Source organism: Diaphorobacter limosus, assembly GCF_033100095.1.
GTDB lineage: Bacteria > Pseudomonadota > Gammaproteobacteria > Burkholderiales > Burkholderiaceae_C > Alicycliphilus > Alicycliphilus limosus.
Genome location: NZ_CP136921.1, coordinates 3,796,338 through 3,811,873, shown reverse-complemented (window position 1 = coordinate 3,811,873; position 15,536 = coordinate 3,796,338). Strand labels below are relative to the sequence as shown.

At 64.0% G+C, this 15,536-nt stretch carries 16 protein-coding genes; 2 read left to right on the top strand and 14 right to left on the bottom strand.

Going from position 1 to position 15,536, the window contains the following annotated elements; translation table 11 throughout:
* Window positions 1–30: 30 nt before the first annotated feature.
* The 9 genes from P4826_RS18350 to P4826_RS18310 all read right to left on the bottom strand — a co-directional run bounded on the left by P4826_RS18350 (window position 31) and on the right by P4826_RS18310 (window position 8,059).
* A complete protein-coding gene (locus tag P4826_RS18350; protein WP_317701781.1) occupies window positions 31–318 on the bottom strand; it encodes a hypothetical protein in 288 nt (95 codons plus the stop codon).
* An 83-nt stretch (window positions 319–401) separates the two neighbouring features.
* Window positions 402–680, bottom strand: a complete 279-nt coding sequence (locus tag P4826_RS18345; RefSeq protein ID WP_317701780.1) for a FixH family protein — start codon at window positions 678–680, stop codon at window positions 402–404.
* Between the two features lie 79 nt (window positions 681–759).
* Window positions 760–2,202 (bottom strand): cytochrome c oxidase accessory protein CcoG, encoded by a 1,443-nt coding sequence (ccoG, locus tag P4826_RS18340; protein ID WP_317701779.1) that lies wholly within the window; start codon window positions 2,200–2,202, stop codon window positions 760–762.
* 85 nt (window positions 2,203–2,287) lie between these two features.
* Window positions 2,288–3,202 (bottom strand): cytochrome-c oxidase, cbb3-type subunit III, encoded by a 915-nt coding sequence (ccoP, locus tag P4826_RS18335; RefSeq protein WP_317701778.1) that lies wholly within the window; start codon window positions 3,200–3,202, stop codon window positions 2,288–2,290.
* Window positions 3,203–3,231: 29 nt separating this feature from the next.
* Window positions 3,232–3,372: a cbb3-type cytochrome oxidase subunit 3 gene (locus P4826_RS18330; RefSeq protein WP_317701777.1), complete on the bottom strand. Its 141-nt coding sequence runs from the start codon at window positions 3,370–3,372 to the stop codon at window positions 3,232–3,234.
* A 12-nt stretch (window positions 3,373–3,384) separates the two neighbouring features.
* Window positions 3,385–4,017 carry a cytochrome-c oxidase, cbb3-type subunit II gene (gene ccoO, locus P4826_RS18325; protein WP_317701776.1) on the bottom strand — a complete coding sequence of 211 codons (633 nt, stop codon included), beginning with the start codon at window positions 4,015–4,017 and terminating at the stop codon, window positions 3,385–3,387.
* Between the two features lie 18 nt (window positions 4,018–4,035).
* Window positions 4,036–5,475 (bottom strand): cytochrome-c oxidase, cbb3-type subunit I, encoded by a 1,440-nt coding sequence (gene ccoN, locus P4826_RS18320; protein ID WP_317701775.1) that lies wholly within the window; start codon window positions 5,473–5,475, stop codon window positions 4,036–4,038.
* A gap of 65 nt (window positions 5,476–5,540) precedes the next feature.
* Window positions 5,541–5,678: a cbb3-type cytochrome oxidase assembly protein CcoS gene (gene ccoS, locus P4826_RS18315; protein WP_317701774.1), complete on the bottom strand. Its 138-nt coding sequence runs from the start codon at window positions 5,676–5,678 to the stop codon at window positions 5,541–5,543.
* Between the two features lie 2 nt (window positions 5,679–5,680).
* The gene (locus P4826_RS18310) at window positions 5,681–8,059 is read right to left on the bottom strand and encodes a heavy metal translocating P-type ATPase (protein WP_317701773.1); all 2,379 of its coding nucleotides are present in this window, start codon (window positions 8,057–8,059) and stop codon (window positions 5,681–5,683) included.
* Between the two features lie 112 nt (window positions 8,060–8,171).
* Here P4826_RS18310 and P4826_RS18305 point away from each other — a divergent pair, with 112 nt between their 5' ends.
* Window positions 8,172–8,615: a universal stress protein gene (locus tag P4826_RS18305; protein ID WP_317701772.1), complete on the top strand. Its 444-nt coding sequence runs from the start codon at window positions 8,172–8,174 to the stop codon at window positions 8,613–8,615.
* Window positions 8,616–8,726: 111 nt separating this feature from the next.
* On the opposite strand, the gene P4826_RS18300 is transcribed toward P4826_RS18305, so the two are convergent.
* From P4826_RS18300 to P4826_RS18280, 5 genes are read right to left on the bottom strand one after another with little or no spacing between them, the layout of a single operon-like run.
* Window positions 8,727–10,286 carry a malonate--CoA ligase gene (locus P4826_RS18300; protein ID WP_317701771.1) on the bottom strand — a complete coding sequence of 520 codons (1,560 nt, stop codon included), beginning with the start codon at window positions 10,284–10,286 and terminating at the stop codon, window positions 8,727–8,729.
* Window positions 10,287–10,304: 18 nt separating this feature from the next.
* Complete coding sequence (locus P4826_RS18295; protein WP_317701770.1) at window positions 10,305–11,120, bottom strand: enoyl-CoA hydratase/isomerase family protein; 816 nt, start codon at window positions 11,118–11,120, stop codon at window positions 10,305–10,307.
* 29 nt (window positions 11,121–11,149) lie between these two features.
* Window positions 11,150–12,172, bottom strand: coding sequence for a Bug family tripartite tricarboxylate transporter substrate binding protein (locus P4826_RS18290; RefSeq protein ID WP_317701769.1), 1,023 nt, complete (start codon window positions 12,170–12,172; stop codon window positions 11,150–11,152).
* A 48-nt stretch (window positions 12,173–12,220) separates the two neighbouring features.
* Complete coding sequence (locus P4826_RS18285) at window positions 12,221–13,693, bottom strand: malonyl-CoA decarboxylase (RefSeq protein ID WP_317701768.1); 1,473 nt, start codon at window positions 13,691–13,693, stop codon at window positions 12,221–12,223.
* Window positions 13,690–14,358: a GntR family transcriptional regulator gene (locus P4826_RS18280; RefSeq protein ID WP_317701767.1), complete on the bottom strand. Its 669-nt coding sequence runs from the start codon at window positions 14,356–14,358 to the stop codon at window positions 13,690–13,692. Before P4826_RS18280 ends, P4826_RS18285 begins: the two co-directional genes overlap by 4 nt.
* 293 nt (window positions 14,359–14,651) lie before the next feature.
* Here P4826_RS18280 and P4826_RS18275 point away from each other — a divergent pair, with 293 nt between their 5' ends.
* Window positions 14,652–15,527: a pirin family protein gene (locus P4826_RS18275; protein WP_317701766.1), complete on the top strand. Its 876-nt coding sequence runs from the start codon at window positions 14,652–14,654 to the stop codon at window positions 15,525–15,527.
* Window positions 15,528–15,536: the final 9 nt, after the last annotated feature.

Below are 15,536 nucleotides of genomic sequence, written 5' to 3'. Positions count from 1 at the left end.
GGGCGATTCAGGCCTCCCGCATTGTCAGGATCATGACACGTACTTGGGGTTATCAGCTGGCCTGTCCGTCTCCGACGACTCCCGATGGTTGAACTCGAAGGGAGAGAACGACAACAGGGTCGTCAAAGCGCCTGATATCGTAATCACCAGCCAGAACAAGAAAAACGCGACGGTATAGACGCCTTCGCGCGACAGATTCACAGGCTGGTCAAACCACTGCAACGCCTCCGGATCGACAAAGGCAAAAACCACCATCTCCATGACACCGGCCATGAGAAACGCAGGCCACGCAATCCACATCAGTCGTTGCATCCACATCGAAGCACCTCCAAGCTGTTGTGCTCGCAGACTAGCACTACATGCACGGCAACTGTCTCCTTGATTCCCCTTAGGCCCCAGAATCAGCGTGGTTGATCCTGCACCGGGGTAGCAGCGTGGTTGCGCCCCTTGGTTGCTGGCGTCATGCTCATCTGAGAGTTTTGCAATGTCTTGTTGATGTCAAGACCCCGTTGATAGTAGTCTTCCGTCAACACTGGATCTGGCCGTGCTAACGCCAGCCAAAGTGTGATGAAGCCAGCGATTACCACGATCACCGGCCCGGCAATGATCAACCAGACATGGCCATACTTCCACCAAGGCTGAGACTCAGGCGTCGAATTCGCTGATGAGTTGGGTGACATGACTGCGGACTCCCTGGGCCTTCCGAGGCCCAATACAAAAAAATCAATACAAAAACAGCGGATGCTCGTACATCAACCCTTAGCGCGGCACCAGGAACACGGATTTTTCTGCCACCTGGCCTTTGTCATCCTGGGCACGGACATCAAAATACACGGTGTGTGAGCCAGGCGCTGCCGATCCATAGGGAATTTGCAGCCGCACGACCACCCAGCGAGATTCTGCCGGGCCGATGTCAATCTCCGGTTCGGAGATCACCTCAAGCCCGTCCAGTCCACGTGCACTGATCACATAGCGCTGCGCCCCCTCGGTGGCGTTCATGATTTGCAGTCGGTAAATGTTTTCAAGCTTCCCGCCTGCCACGATGCGCGACAGAGCCGCTCGATCCCTCACGATATCTACCTTCAATGGGGTACGCACCACCAAGCTGGCCATCATCCCTATGCACAAGGCGATCAAAATACCGGAATAAAACAATACCCGTGGCCGCAGGACACGTTTGAGCATCTGCGACTGCGTCCAGTGGTTCTTCACGCCGTTCTGCGTGGAAAACCGAATCAGGCCGCGTGGATACTGCATCTTGTCCATCACGGTATTGCAGGCATCCACGCACAGGCCGCAGCCAATACAGTCGTACTGCAGCCCATCGCGGATATCGATTCCCGTGGGGCAGACCTGTACGCACAGTGAACAATCGATGCAATCACCCAGACCCTTGGCCTTGTAGTCCACCGCCTTGGTGCGCGGGCCACGGGGCTCGCCACGCTCCGGGTCATATGTGACAACCAGGGTGTCGTTATCAAACATCGCGCTTTGGAAGCGCGCGTACGGACACATGTATTTGCATACCTGCTCACGCAAGTAGCCGGCGTTGCCGTAAGTCGCCAAGCCGTAGAAAAACACCCAGAAAATCTGCCAGCTTCCGTGCAGCGACATAAGTTCGCCACCCAACTCCCGGATGGGTACAAAATATCCGACAAATGTAAAACCGGTCCAGAATGACACGGCAATCCACACCAGTTGCTTCAGCGATTTTTTCCAGGTCTTTTCAAATGTCCAGGGGCCGTTATCGAGCCGGATGCGCGCACTGCGATCGCCTTCGATCTTGTGCTCTATCCACATGAAGATCTCGGTATAAACCGTCTGTGGACAGGAAAATCCGCACCACAGCCGCCCTGCCACCGCCGTGAACAAGAACAGTGCAAGCGCCGAGATGATGAGCAGCCCCGTCAGATAGATGAAATCCTGCGGGTAGAGCACCAGACCGAAGATGTAGAAGCGCCGAGCACCCAGATCAAACAACACCATCTGGCGCTCACCCCATTGCAGCCAGGGCAGGCCATAAAAAACCAACTGGGTGACATACACCATGATCCAGCGCCAATTGGCGAATACGCCACTGATCGAGCGCGGATAGACCTTTTTCTGCGCCTCGTACAAAGATGCGGATTCGGTCTTCGGCTTTTCTGCCGGCGCTGCCGCAATGGGGATAACCTTGCGGGGCTTTCCGTCGGCTGGCTTCATGTTGAAAATCTCTTGGTGCAAGACGGGCTTGCAAAACAAAAAAAACCGGCACCCCTAGGAGGGGCTGCCGGCCGATACAAATGCCTTATTTTGCAGCGCCGGGCTTGTTGGACATGCCCCAGACATAGGCGGTCAGCACATTGATCTGCTGATCTGTGAGTTTGCCAGCCTGGGCCGGCATTTGATTGGTCTTGCCATCGTTGATCATAGCCACGATCGCTGCCTCGCCCCAGCCATGCAGCCAAATGTCATCGGTCAGATTAGGGGCTCCCATGGCAGTCATGCCCTTGCCGTCCATGCCATGGCAAGCCGCACAGGCGGTGAACTTGGCCTTGCCCAGCGACGCCTTGAGAGAATCGTGCGGACTTCCCGACAGACTTAGCACGTATTGGGCCAGGTTGCGCACGTCGTCGGGCGAACCCACCGCTGCGGCCATGGGGGGCATCACACCGACTCGACCATCATGGATGGTCTTGCGAATGTCATCGGGCGTACCACCGTGCAACCAATCCTTGTCCGACAGATTCGGGAAGCTCTTGCTACCGCGTGCGTCCGAGCCATGACACTGGGCACAGTTGTTCATGAACAAACGCTCGCCGATCGCCATGGCCGCCTGGTCGGCTGCAATGTCCTCGGTTTTCATGCTGTCGAACCGTGCATACAGTGGCTGCAACTCGGCATTGGCCTTGTCAACTTCTGCCTGGTACTCACCGACTTGCGTCCACCCCAGCTGGCCCTTGAAGGTGCCCAGGCCCGGGTAGGCCGCCAGATAGGCAAAGGCAAAGACGATGGTGATGACAAACAGCCACATCCACCAACGGGGCATAGGGTTGTTCATCTCCCTCAGATCCACATCCCAGACATGGCCCGTGGTGTTGTCAGCAGCGGATTCGATCTTCTTGCGTGATGTCAGCCACAGCAGCAAGGCACAGGCGATGATGCCGGCAAGGGTGATCCCGGCCACATAAATAGACCAGAAATTACTGGTGAAGTCGCTCATGGGTTCTCTCTTCGTATCGGTTGGAGCAATCAATCGTCATTGGCGAAGGGCAGCTGCGCTGCCTCATCGAACTGGGCCCGGTTGCGAGCCGTATAGGCCCAGTACCAAATACCCAGAAAGCACGCGAGCGAAGCCAGCGTGACCACGATGCGCATGGTGGTGATGTCCATGGCAAGCTCTCTTTACTTGAGCGCGGTGCCCAGCACCTGCAGGTAGGCAATCACGGCTTCCATCTCGGTCTTGCCCTTGACGGCCTCGGCCGAGCCGGCGATTTCCTCATCCGTGTAGGGCACGCCAACGCGGCGCAATGCGCGCATATGCGGAGCCATGCTGGCGGCATCCACCTGGTTCTTTTCGAGCCAGGGGTAGGCAGGCATGTTGGACTCGGGCACCACATCACGCGGGTTGACCAGATGAATGCGGTGCCATTCATCACTGTACTTGCCGCCAACACGATGCAAATCCGGGCCGGTGCGCTTGGAACCCCACTGGAACGGGTAGTCGTAGACAAACTCACCGGCAACCGAATAGTGACCATAGCGCAGCGTCTCGGCGCGGAACGGACGAATCATCTGCGAATGGCAGTTGTAGCAGCCCTCGCGTTGATAGATGTCGCGCCCTGCCAGCTGCAGCGCCGTGTAGGGCTTGAGGCCCTGAACCGGTTCGGTGGTGGACTTCTGGAAGAACAGCGGAACGATTTCCACCAAACCTCCCATGGCGATCACCACCAGGATCAGGACGATCATGAGGAAGTTGCTGGTTTCCACCTTCTCATGGGTGAAACCGGAGCTTGTTTGCTTGTTTGTATTAGACATCTACGGATTCCTCAGACCTCAAGCGTGCGCCGGATTGACGGCCGGAATGGCCACCTTCACGGAACGACCGGAAATTGCGGTCATCCAGGTGTTCCAGGCCATGAAGCACATACCAGCCAGATACAGCACACCGCCCAGGAAACGAATGGCATAGAAGGGATAGGTGGCTTTCACGCTTTCGACAAAGGTGTAGGTCAGCGTGCCATCAGGGTTGACCGCGCGCCACATCAGGCCCTGCATCACGCCGGCAATCCACATCGCGGCGATGTACAGCACGATGCCGATGGTGGCCAGCCAGAAGTGGATTTCAATGGCCTTGATGGAGTGCATCTTTTCGCGACCGAACAGGCGCGGGATCATGTAGTAGAGCGAACCCATGGTCACCAGCCCCACCCAGCCCAGCGCGCCGGAGTGCACGTGACCCACGGTCCAGTCGGTGTAATGCGACAGAGCGTTGACGGTCTTGATGGACATCATCGGGCCCTCGAACGTGGACATGCCGTAGAACGACAGTGACACGATCAGGAAGCGCAGGATGGGGTCGTCACGCAGTTTGTGCCAGGCGCCCGACAGGGTCATGATGCCGTTGATCATGCCGCCCCAGCTGGGAGCGAGCAGGATGAGCGAGAAGACCATGCCGACGGACTGCGTCCAGTCAGGCAGGGCCGTGTAGTGCAGATGGTGCGGGCCGGCCCACATGTAGGTGAAGATCAGGGCCCAGAAGTGGACGATGGACAGGCGGTAGCTGTACACCGGGCGGCCGGCCTGCTTGGGGATGTAGTAATACATCATGCCCAGGAAGCCCGTGGTCAGGAAAAAGCCCACGGCATTGTGGCCATACCACCACTGCACCATGGCATCCTGCACGCCCGCGTAGGCGGAGTAGCTCTTCATCCAGCCAGCGGGCATCTCCGCGCTGTTGACGATGTGCAGCAGGGCCACGGCCAGGATGAATGCGCCAAAGAACCAGTTGGCCACATAGATGTGCTTGACCTTGCGCTTGCCGACGGTGCCGAAGAACACGATGGCATAGGACACCCAGACCAGGGCGATCAGGATGTCGATAGGCCATTCCAGCTCGGCGTACTCCTTGCTCGTGGTGTAACCCAGCGGCAGGGAGATGGCGGCAGCCACGATGACGATTTGCCAACCCCAGAAGGTAAACGGGATCAGCGGCCCACCAAACAGCTTGGTCTGGCAGGTGCGCTGCACCACGTAGTAGCTGGTAGCGAACAGGCCGCAACCGCCAAAGGCAAAAATCACCGCATTGGTGTGCAGTGGGCGCAGGCGGCCATAGCTCAGCCATGGAATACCAAAATTAAGCTCGGGCCATGTGAGCTGGGCGGCGATGAACACGCCGACCAGCATGCCGACCACCCCCCAGACGACCGCCATGATCGAGAACTGGCGCACGACGGTATCGTCGTAGTGCGCAACTTTTGTTTGTGATGACTCCATCGGTTACCTCGTTGCTAAGCAGAAAAAAGTTTCAACCAGACTCGCACTAGGGTTATTGACTATTGTCAATCGCCCCGCAATATGCGCTCTCCCTCTTGTTCGACGTTTTCAAATTGTCCTCGGTAGACCGCCCACCACAGGCCCGCCAGCACAAACAGCACAAGCACGACGGATAGAGGAATCAACAGATACAAAATGTCCATGGTCAACCCACCCCCACAGGCCCTTGCGCCGAGAGCGGCGCGTGGGCGTTGGCGGGAGCATCACCACCCGCGGTACGCGCCAGGCGCGCGGCATTCAAAACCACCAGCAGCGAGCTGAGCGCCATGCCCAGCCCTGCCAGCCAGGCCGGCATGTAACCGGCAATGGCCAGGGGTACACCCACGGCGTTGTAGCCAGCAGCCCACCACAGGTTCTGGCGCACGATGTGCATGGTGCGCCGCGCCATTAGCAGGGTCTGGGCTACGAGGGCGAGATTGTCGCCCAAAACAACGATGTCAGAACGGGATTGCGCCAACGCAACAGACTTGCCAAAGGCCAGCGAAGCGTGTGCGCCAGCCAACACCGGACCGTCATTGAGGCCATCACCCACCATGGCCACCAGGTGCCCCTGCGCCTGCAGAGCCTGCAGATGCTGCAGCTTGTCCTGCGGTGTGCAGGCCCCTTGCGCCGCATCGATGCCCGTGCGCTGTGCCACGCGTTGCACGGCCTGGCCATGGTCGCCAGACAACAGCTCCACGGCGATCCCCGCGTCGCGCAGCTGCTGCACCACGGCTGGAGCCTCGGGGCGCAGTTCTTCGCTCAAGTCAAAGCGCGCCAGTTCGGTAACCCGGCCTTCCCGCTCAGCCGACAGCATGACCTGCTGAGGCGCACCTTCTGCGGGCGCCACACGCGCATGCGCTACCGACCCCAGGCGCAGGATCGCCTCCCCCTGCTGTCCATTCCGGCTCCCAAGCGCCTGCAGGCCTGCGCCCGGCAACTCCTCCACCGCGCCCACGAGCCAGGAGTCGTCATGCGGCGGCAAGACCTCGGCCGCGGCCACCACTGCACGCGCCACCGGATGCAGGGAATGCTGCGCCAGCCGGGCCGCCAGGGCCAGAGCCTGCATGGCCGTAAGCCCGGCATCAGGCCCCAGCTGCGTACCGGTAACCGCCAGCCGGTCGCGCGTGAGTGTGCCGGTCTTGTCGAACACCACGGTATCCACAGCGGCGAGAGCCTCCAGCCCCTGCAGGTTGCGCACCAGCACGCCGCTGCGCGCCAGGGTGCCTGCAGCGGTGAGCATGGCCACCGGCGTGGCCAGCGACAGCGCACAGGGACAGGTGACCACCAGCACCGCCACGGCGACCATCAGCGCATGGCTGGGATCGGTGGGCCACCACCAGGCGGCGGCCAGCGCCGCAGCAAGCAGCACGCCGACCAGAAACGGCCGCGCGACACGGTCGGCCAGCTGCGCCAGGCGTGGCTTTTGCAGCGAGGCGCTTTCCATCAGCGTGACGATCTGGCCAAAACGTGTCTGTGCGCCCAGTGCCTCCACCACCACCTCGACCGCCGCGCTCAGGTTATAGCTGCCGGCCGTCACCGGGCTGGCGGGCTGCTTGGCCACTGGGGTGGACTCCCCCGTCAGCAAGGCCTCATCGGCCTGGGTCGCTCCGGTGAGGATGCGCCCATCAGCGGGGAATGCCTCGCCGGGTAATACCCGCACCACGTCGCCCAGCTGCAGGCGTCGCGTGGCCACGCGCTCAAAGTCTCCCGCCGCCGTGCGCCGCAACACGCTGTCGGGCAGGCGGTTCATGACCGCTTCCAGCGCCCCCGCCGTGCGGTCGCGCAGGCGCAGCTCCAGCCAACGGCCAGTGAGCAAAAAGAACACGAACATGGTCAGCGAGTCGTAATACACCTCGCGCCCGAACGGCCCGGCGGGGTCGAAGGTGCCCAGCATGCTCACCACAAAGGTGATCAGCATGCCCAGCGCCACCGGCAGATCCATGCTCACGGTGCGCTGACGCAGATCGCGCAGCGCGCTGGAGAAGAACGGCCCGCAGGCAAACAGCACCACGGGCAGGCTGATGACCCAGGAAGCCCAGCGCAGCAGCTGCTCCATCTCGAACGTCAGGTCACCGGGCATGGCCTGGTAGGCGGGCCATGCGTACATCATGACCTGCATCATGCAAAAACCCGCGACCAGCCAGCGCCAGAGGGCGCGGCGGTTCTCACGCCGGCGCTCCTCGCGCGCCAGCGCGTCCATGGCGGGGATGGATCGGTAGCCGGCCCTGCGCACGGCCTCCATCCATTGCGATGGCAGCACCTGCGCCGGGTTCCACACCACGCGCGCGCGGCGCGTGGCGGCGCTCACGTCCACGTCGCTGACGCCGGGCACCTGGCGCAAGGCGTCCTCAATGGTCAGGGCGCAGGCCGTGCAATGCATGCCCTCCAGCACCACATGGGATTCCCAGGCGGTCTGCGTCGGTGGCATATCCGCCGCCGCACGGCGGCCATGCGGCCTACCGAAGGCCGACCATTCCTGAGGGTCGTCCAGCAGCATGGCGGTATCGGTGGCCGCCAACTGGCCGGCGGGTTTGTTTGACATAGATCGCGAATTATCCGTATTGCGTCAAGGCTCAGATTGATATGCATCAAGACGAGCGCCGTGGGCTATCCTATGCTGGTTCGCCGTTTCAACCAAATATTAGGAGCAGCTCATGTACAAACGCATACTGATCGCCACGGACGGTTCACAGCTGTCGGACATGGCCGTGGAGAGTGGCCTGTCGCTGGCAGGCCTGACGGGCGCATCGGTGATTGCCCTGAAGGTGGTGCCGCGCTACCCGCGCAGCTACTTCGACGGCACCCTGCCGGTCGAGGCAGCGGACATCAAGCGCATCGAGAAGCAATGGAGCGATGCGGCCCAGGTTCTGGTGAACAAGGTCAAGGCACGCGGCTCGGACGAGGGCGTGAGCGTCAAGGCCGTGGTGGTGAAGTCCGACCTGATCGCCGAGGCTGTGATCTCCGCTGCCAAGAAGCACAACTGCGACCTGATCGTCATGGCCTCGCACGGCCGCAAGGGCATCAAACGCCTGCTGCTGGGCAGCGAAACCCAGCATGTGCTGACGCATTCACACATCCCGGTGCTGGTGCTGCGCTGAAGGCAAAACAAGCCGCCAGCGCCCTGGATACGGGCGCAAGCAGCTATTATTTATATAGTATTTGAGCAAAGGCGGCCCTGGCCGCCTTTGGTTTTTCTGGGCGCGGCGCCCTCAGGGAAACAAGCCCTTGTGCTGCTCGCGCAGCAGGTTCTTCTGCACCTTGCCCATGGTGTTGCGTGGCAGTTCGGTGGCGACGAAGCAGCGCTTGGGGATCTTGAAGTTGGCCAGCTGGCCCTTGAGTGCGGTGATGATCGCCTCGCCGTCGAGCTGGGCGCCGGGCTTGGCAATGACCACGGCCACGCCCACCTCGCCGAAGTCGGGGTGCGGCACGCCCACCAGGGCGCTCTCGGCCACGCCGGGCATCTCGTTGATATAGCCCTCGATCTCGGCCGGGTAGACGTTGTAGCCGCCGCTGATGATCAGGTCCTTGCTGCGGCCGACGATGCTCACGTAGCCGCGCTCGTCCACCCGGCCCACGTCGCCGGTCTTGAACCAGCCGTCGGCCGTGAACTCCTCCGCCGTCTTCTCCGGCATGCGCCAATAGCCCTGGAAGACGTTCGGGCCGCGCACCTGGATGTTGCCGATCTCGCCCACGGGCAAGTCCTGATTCGCGTCGTCCACCACGCGCAGGCCCACGCCCGGCAGGGGAAAGCCCACGGTGGCGCCGCGGCGCTCGTCCTGGTCGCCGTGGCGTGCGTCGGCCTGGTAGGGGTTGGAGGTGAGCATGATGGTCTCGCTCATGCCGTAGCGCTCCAGGATGGTGTGGCCCGTGCGTCGCTGCCATTCCTGGAAGGTCTCGATCAGCAGCGGCGCCGAGCCCGAGATGAACAGGCGCATATGCCTGGCGGCCTCTGGGGTCAGCCCCTGCTCGGCCAGCATGCGCACGTACAGCGTGGGCACGCCCATGAACACGGTGGCACGCGCCATGGCGGCGATGGCCGCTCGGGGATCGAACTTGGCCAGCCAGATCATCTTGCTGCCATTCAGCAGCGCGGCGTGGATGGCCACGAACAGGCCATGCACATGGAAGATGGGCAGGGCGTGGATGAGCACGTCCCCAGGCACCCAGCCCCAGTAGTCCTTGAGCATCACCGCGTTGGACAGCAGATTGCCGTGCGTCAGCATCGCCCCCTTGCTGCGCCCGGTGGTGCCGCTGGTGTAGAGGATGGCGGCCAGGTCGTCAGCGCCCCTGGCGACTGGGACATGGTCGTCGCCAAAGTGCGCGGCCCGCTCCAGCAGGCTGCCCGTGCGGTCGTCGCCCAGCGTGAACACATGCTGCGTACCGGCGGTAAACGCGATTTTTGACACCCAGCCGAAGTTGCCCGGCGTGCAGACCACCACGGCCGGCTCGGCATTGCCGACGAAGTATTCGATCTCGGCGCTCTGGTAGGCGGTGTTGAGCGGCAAGAACACATGGCCCGCGCGCAGCGTGGCCAGGTACAGCAGCATGGCCTCGACCGATTTTTCCACCTGCACGGCGATGCGGCTGCCCTCGGGCAGCTCGAGCGCGGCCAGCAGGTTGGCGATGCGGGCGCTGGCGCGATCGAGGTCGCGCCAGCTGTAGAGCAGCGGCTCGCCGCTGGCGGACATGGTCTCCACCGCGATCTGCTCCAGGTCGGCGGGAAAGGCGGCGCGCAGAGCGGCAAAGAGGTTCTGGTTGGAGGTGCTCATGGTGTGTACAAGCCAAAATCAAAATACAGGGGAGCGCTTCTCCAGGAAGGCGGTGATGCCCTCGCGGTGCTCGGCGCTGTCGGCATAGGCGTACGGATCAACTATTGTTTTAATAGCTATTTGCGCTTGGTGGTCGGGCGTTGTAGGCATTTTTTGTGCTTGAAACGCGCGCAGGGTCTGTTTGTTCATGCGCGCCGCACCCGGCGCCAGCGCGGCAATGCGCAGCGCGGCGCCAACGGCCTGGGCCTCCAGCTGGTCGGCCTCGACGACGCGGCTCAGAAAGCCCCGTCGGGCCATCTCGGCGGCATCGAAAGTGGCGGCCTCCAGCAACATCTGGCGCGCGGTCACGTCGCCCACCGCGCCGGCCACCAGGGCCGCCTCGCGCGGCGCCATCGGAAAGCCGAGCTTGGCGATGGGCGCGCCAAAGCGCGCGCCGGTTTCGGCGATGCGGATGTCGCAGCAGCTGGCGATCTCCACGCCCGCGCCCATGCAGGCGCCAGCAATGCGCGCGACGATGGGCACGTCGCAGGCCAGCATGGCCGACAGGCCGCCCCAGACGTCGTTTTCGTGAAAGTCACGCAGCTGCGCGACATCGAAGCGAAAGTCCGGGTACTCGGAGATGTCACCGCCCGCGCAGAACGCCTGCCCTGCGCCCTCTATGAGCACGCAGCGCACGTCAATACTGCGTTGAACGCTCTCGAAAACAGAGCGCAAGTGGCGCCACATGGCGCGGCTCATGGCGTTCAGCCGCCCATCGTGGCGCAGCGTCACGCGCAGCACGCCGCGGCCGGCGGCCTCCGCTGCGGCCATGGCCGCGACAACTTCACCCGACATGCAATCGCTCTTTCTCTCGTTGAATGAACTCACTCCAGCCTGGCGCCCGATGCCTTGACCACCTGCGCCCAGCGCTTGACCTCGCCACTGACCATCTTCTGGAAGTCCGCCTGCGACAGCTGGCCAAACTCGGCGCCGTTGCCGGCCCAGATGGTCTTGATCTCCTCGGCGTTGCCCAGCTTGCGCATCTCTTCGACGATGCGCGCCTGCACGTCGGCCGGCGTGCCCTTGGGCGCCCACAGGCCGTACCAGGTGGAGACGGTGTAGTCCGGCAGGCCCAGCTCGGCGGCGCAGGGCACGTCGGGGAAGGCCGGGTTGCGGCTGGCGCCCGAGACCATCAGCGCCCGGATGCGCCCGCCCTTGATGTGCGCTGCCGACGAGCCCAGGCCGTCGAACAGCATGTCCACGTTGCCGGCTATCAAGTCCTGCAGCGCCGGGCCCGCGCCGCGGTACGGAATGTGGGTGATGAAGGTGCCCGTCTGCAGCTTGAACAGCTCACCCGCCAGATGGTGCGAGGTGCCCGCGCCGGCCGATGCGTAGTTGAGCTTGGCCGGATTGGCCTTGACCAGCTCCATGAACTGCCTGAAATCGCTCACCGTGACGTTGCGCGGGTTCACCACCAGCACCTGCGGCACCTTGGCCAGCAGGGCCAGGGGGATGAAGTCCTTCTCGATGTCGTAGTCCAGCCGCGGGTACATGGAGGGCGCGATCACATGGTGCACGCCGCCCATGAACAGGTTGTAGCCATCGGCCGGCGCCTTGGCCGCCGCGCTGGCGCCCACCGTGCCGCCCGCGCCGCCGCGGTTGTCGATGACCAGGGTCTTGCCCGTGGACTTGGAAAACTGCGCCGCCAGCGGGCGCGCAAACGCATCCGTGCCGCCACCTGCCGGAAAGGGCACGATCAGGTTCACCGGCTTGGACGGCCAGCCGCTGGCGCCCTGCGCCCAGGCAGCGCCCGTGGCCAGGGCCAGGCCCGCCGCCCCGGCCGTGCGCAGCAGGTCGCGCCGGCTCGACAGCTGCGTGAAGCGCGTGGTGTGATCCTGGTGTTGCATGAATTTGTCTCCTTGGTGTTATGAAAAGAATGCCCTGCCCGCACTGCGTCAAGGGCGGCACAGATCCTCGATGTCGCCCGACACCGGCACCTTGGCCTGAGCCAGCAGGTCGCGGTGCTTGTCGATGCGCTTCAAGTCGTACAGGTAGTTGACCATCAGTCCAAAGGACTGCTTCAGGCCCTTGGCCGAGGGGTCCGCGGCCCAGTTCAGCCGCTCCACGCGCGCGCCGTTGCCCAGGTGAAAACGCGCCACGGGATCCAGCGGCTTGCCATCCTGCAGCTCGCGCGCCAGGTAGCGCGCGGCCCATTGCTGGAGCAGCTGGCGCAGCGCCGACCGGGGCGCCAGCTCCAGCGCCTTGTCGGCTGCGGCCAGCACCTGGGCCGGCAGGTCCTTGGCGCCCTTGGGCTCAAAGCCGACGGCGCGGCCCAGCTCGGCCAGGCGCTTGGCGTCCAGCAGCTCCAGCTGCGTCGCGCAGTTCTTCTGCAGCCAGGCGCGAAAGCCCGGGATGGGCGAGAGCGTGGCGAAATGGCGCAGGCGCGGAAACTCCTGCTGCAGCGTCTCCACCACATGCTTGATCAGCGAGTCGCCAAAGCTCACGCCGCGCAGCCCGGCCTGGGTGTTGCTGATGGAGTAAAAAATCGCCGTGCTGGCGCGCTGTATGTCAGACGGCGCGGCCGATTCGTCCAGCAGCGGTGTGATGCTGTCGGAGATCTCGTCTGCCAGCGCCACCTCGACGAAGATCAGCGGCTCATTGGGCAGGCGCGGGTGAAAGAAGCCATAGCAGCGCCGGTCGCTGTCCAGGCGATTCTTCAGGTCGTCCCAGCTGCGGATGTCGTGCACCGCCTCGTACTTGATGAGCTTTTCGATCAGCGACGCGGGCGAGTCCCAGGACAGGCGTCTGAGCTCCAGAAAGGCGACGTCAAACCAGGTGGAGAACAACTGCTCCAGCTCGGCCTCCAGCGGCAACAGGCATTGGTCGGCCTTCAGATGGGGCAGCAGCTCGGCGCGCAAGTCCACCAGAAAACGCATGCCCTCGGGAAAGGCGGCAAAGCGCTGCAGCAGCCGCGTGCGCGGCGAATTCAGCGCGCGGCGCAGCTGGGCCTCGGCCTGGGGCTCGTCGGCCGTGCCCAGGGCGGCCTGGTAACGCTGCTGGGCGTTCTTCATGCGCGCGGCGTCGGGCACGAACTGTTCGCCCATCAGCAGCCACAGATCGCGCCGCTGGGCCGGCTCGGCCTGGCCATACCAGGTGGCCACGGCCTGGGCGCGGCGCCCGCCCTCGATCTCGCTCACGCGCGGCGCCAGCACATCCTGCAGCTGGGCCAGCAGCTGACGCAGCGCGCGCGGCGACAAGGCCTCGCCGCCACGGCGCAGCGTGGCCGCCAGGCGCTCGTGCGTACTGCGCCCGGACTGGAGCTCGCCCGGGCCGTCCCCGGGCTTGTCCTTGGCCGCAGCTGCCTTGCCCTTGGCGGGCCGCAGGCGATCGACGCTGCGCGAAATCCAGGCGGAGGTGGCGTTGTTCATGGTGCTATGCGGGAGGGGGGGTTGCGGGCCAGTTCGCGCAGCGCCTCGCGCTGGGCCAGAAGATGCTGGCGCATGGCCTGCTCGGCGGCGCCGGCGTCGCCGCTCTTGAGCGCGGCAAACACCTGCAGATGCTCGGCCAGGCTTTGCTGCAGGCGGCCCGGCACATGCAGCGTCTGGTGGCGCGCCAGGCGCAGGATCTTGCGCAGGTCGCCAATCACCTGGGCCAGCCAGCGGTTGTCGGCCAGGGTGATGAAGGCCTCGTGGATGGCGTAATTGGCCTCGTAATACTCGGTGATGCGCCCCGCCCCGGCATGCTCGCGCAGGCGCTGGTGCAGCAGCTCCAGCGCGGCGATGTCGGCCGGGCCGGCATGCGCGGTGGCCTCGTGCGCGGCGCGGCCCTCCAGCAGCGCCATCACCGGGAAGATCTGGTCCACGTCGCGCTCGGTGATCTCGGCCACGAAGCAGCCACGGCGCGGCTCGTGGCGCAGCAGCCCCTCGGCCACCAGCACCTTCAGCGCCTCGCGCAGCGGCGTGCGCGAAACGGCCAGCTGCTCGCACAGCGCCGCCTCGTCGACAAAACTGCCCGGCCCCAGAGCGCCGGCAAAGATCTGCTGGCGCAGCGTCTCGGCGGCCTGGTGGTGCAAGGAGTTGGTAATGCTGCGCATGGTGGCGATTCACGGAGCCCGGTGGCCCTCCAATGACAGGCAGAACAACGCGAAAACATGTGGTTTCGCATAATTTTTCATAATTATGGCGATCCAGGACTCGCACCATGATCGGTGCTATCCCCTACGGCCGGATCCATGGTGCCATCCGCCAGGACAGTGAAGCCGGCTTTTGCGCCCTTGTCTTTGCCGGGATGGCCCCTACCATCCCATCATCGCGCCGCAGTCAGGCTGGCGCCCACTTTGCGGCAGGCCGGCGCAAGCCCATCGCCGCGGCTACACCGGAGTGTGTGATGACCCAAAACACCCACAAGACCGTGCTCTCCACCCGCAGCGCGCCAGAGCGCCACTGGGTCGGCGATGGCTTTCCCGTGCATGGCCTGTTTGGCTACAGCGGCGCGGGCGTGGCCGAGCGCAGCCCCTTCCTGCTGCTGGACTACGCCGCGCCCACCACCTTCACGCCCACCACGGCGCGCCGCGGGGTGGGCAGCCACCCGCACCGGGGCTTCGAGACCGTGACCATCGTCTACGACGGCGAGGTGGAGCACCGCGACTCCACCGGCGCCGGCGGCATCATCGGAGCGGGCGACGTGCAGTGGATGACCGCCGGCGGCGGCATCATCCACGAGGAGTTCCACTCCAGCGCCTACGCCGCCAGCGGCGGCCCGTTCGAGATGGTGCAGCTGTGGGTCAACCTGCCCGCCAGCCAGAAGATGACCCCGGCGCGCTACCAGGCCATCCTGGACGCGCAGATCCCGGCCGTGGCGCTGCCGGGTGGCGCCGGCCGGGTGCGCGTGATCGCCGGCAGCTTCGACGGCCGGCAGGGGCCGGCGCACAGCTTCACGCCCATGAATGTGCTGGACATGCGCCTGGCGGCCGGCCACCGGCTGCAGCTGGCGCAACCCGAGGGCTGGAGCACGCTGGTCGTGGTGCTGGCCGGCACTGTGCAGATCAATGACGGCACGACGCTGGGCGCCGCCGAGATGGCCAGCTTGTCCACACAGGGCACGCAGCTGACCCTGGCCGCGCAAGAAGATGCCAAGCTGTTGCTGCTGGCGGGCGAGCCCATCGCCGAGCCGGTGGTCGGCTACGGGCCGTTCGTGATGAACAGCCAGCAGCAGATCGCGCAGGCCATCGACGACTTCAACCGCGGGCATTTCACCCATTGAAAAGGAGCC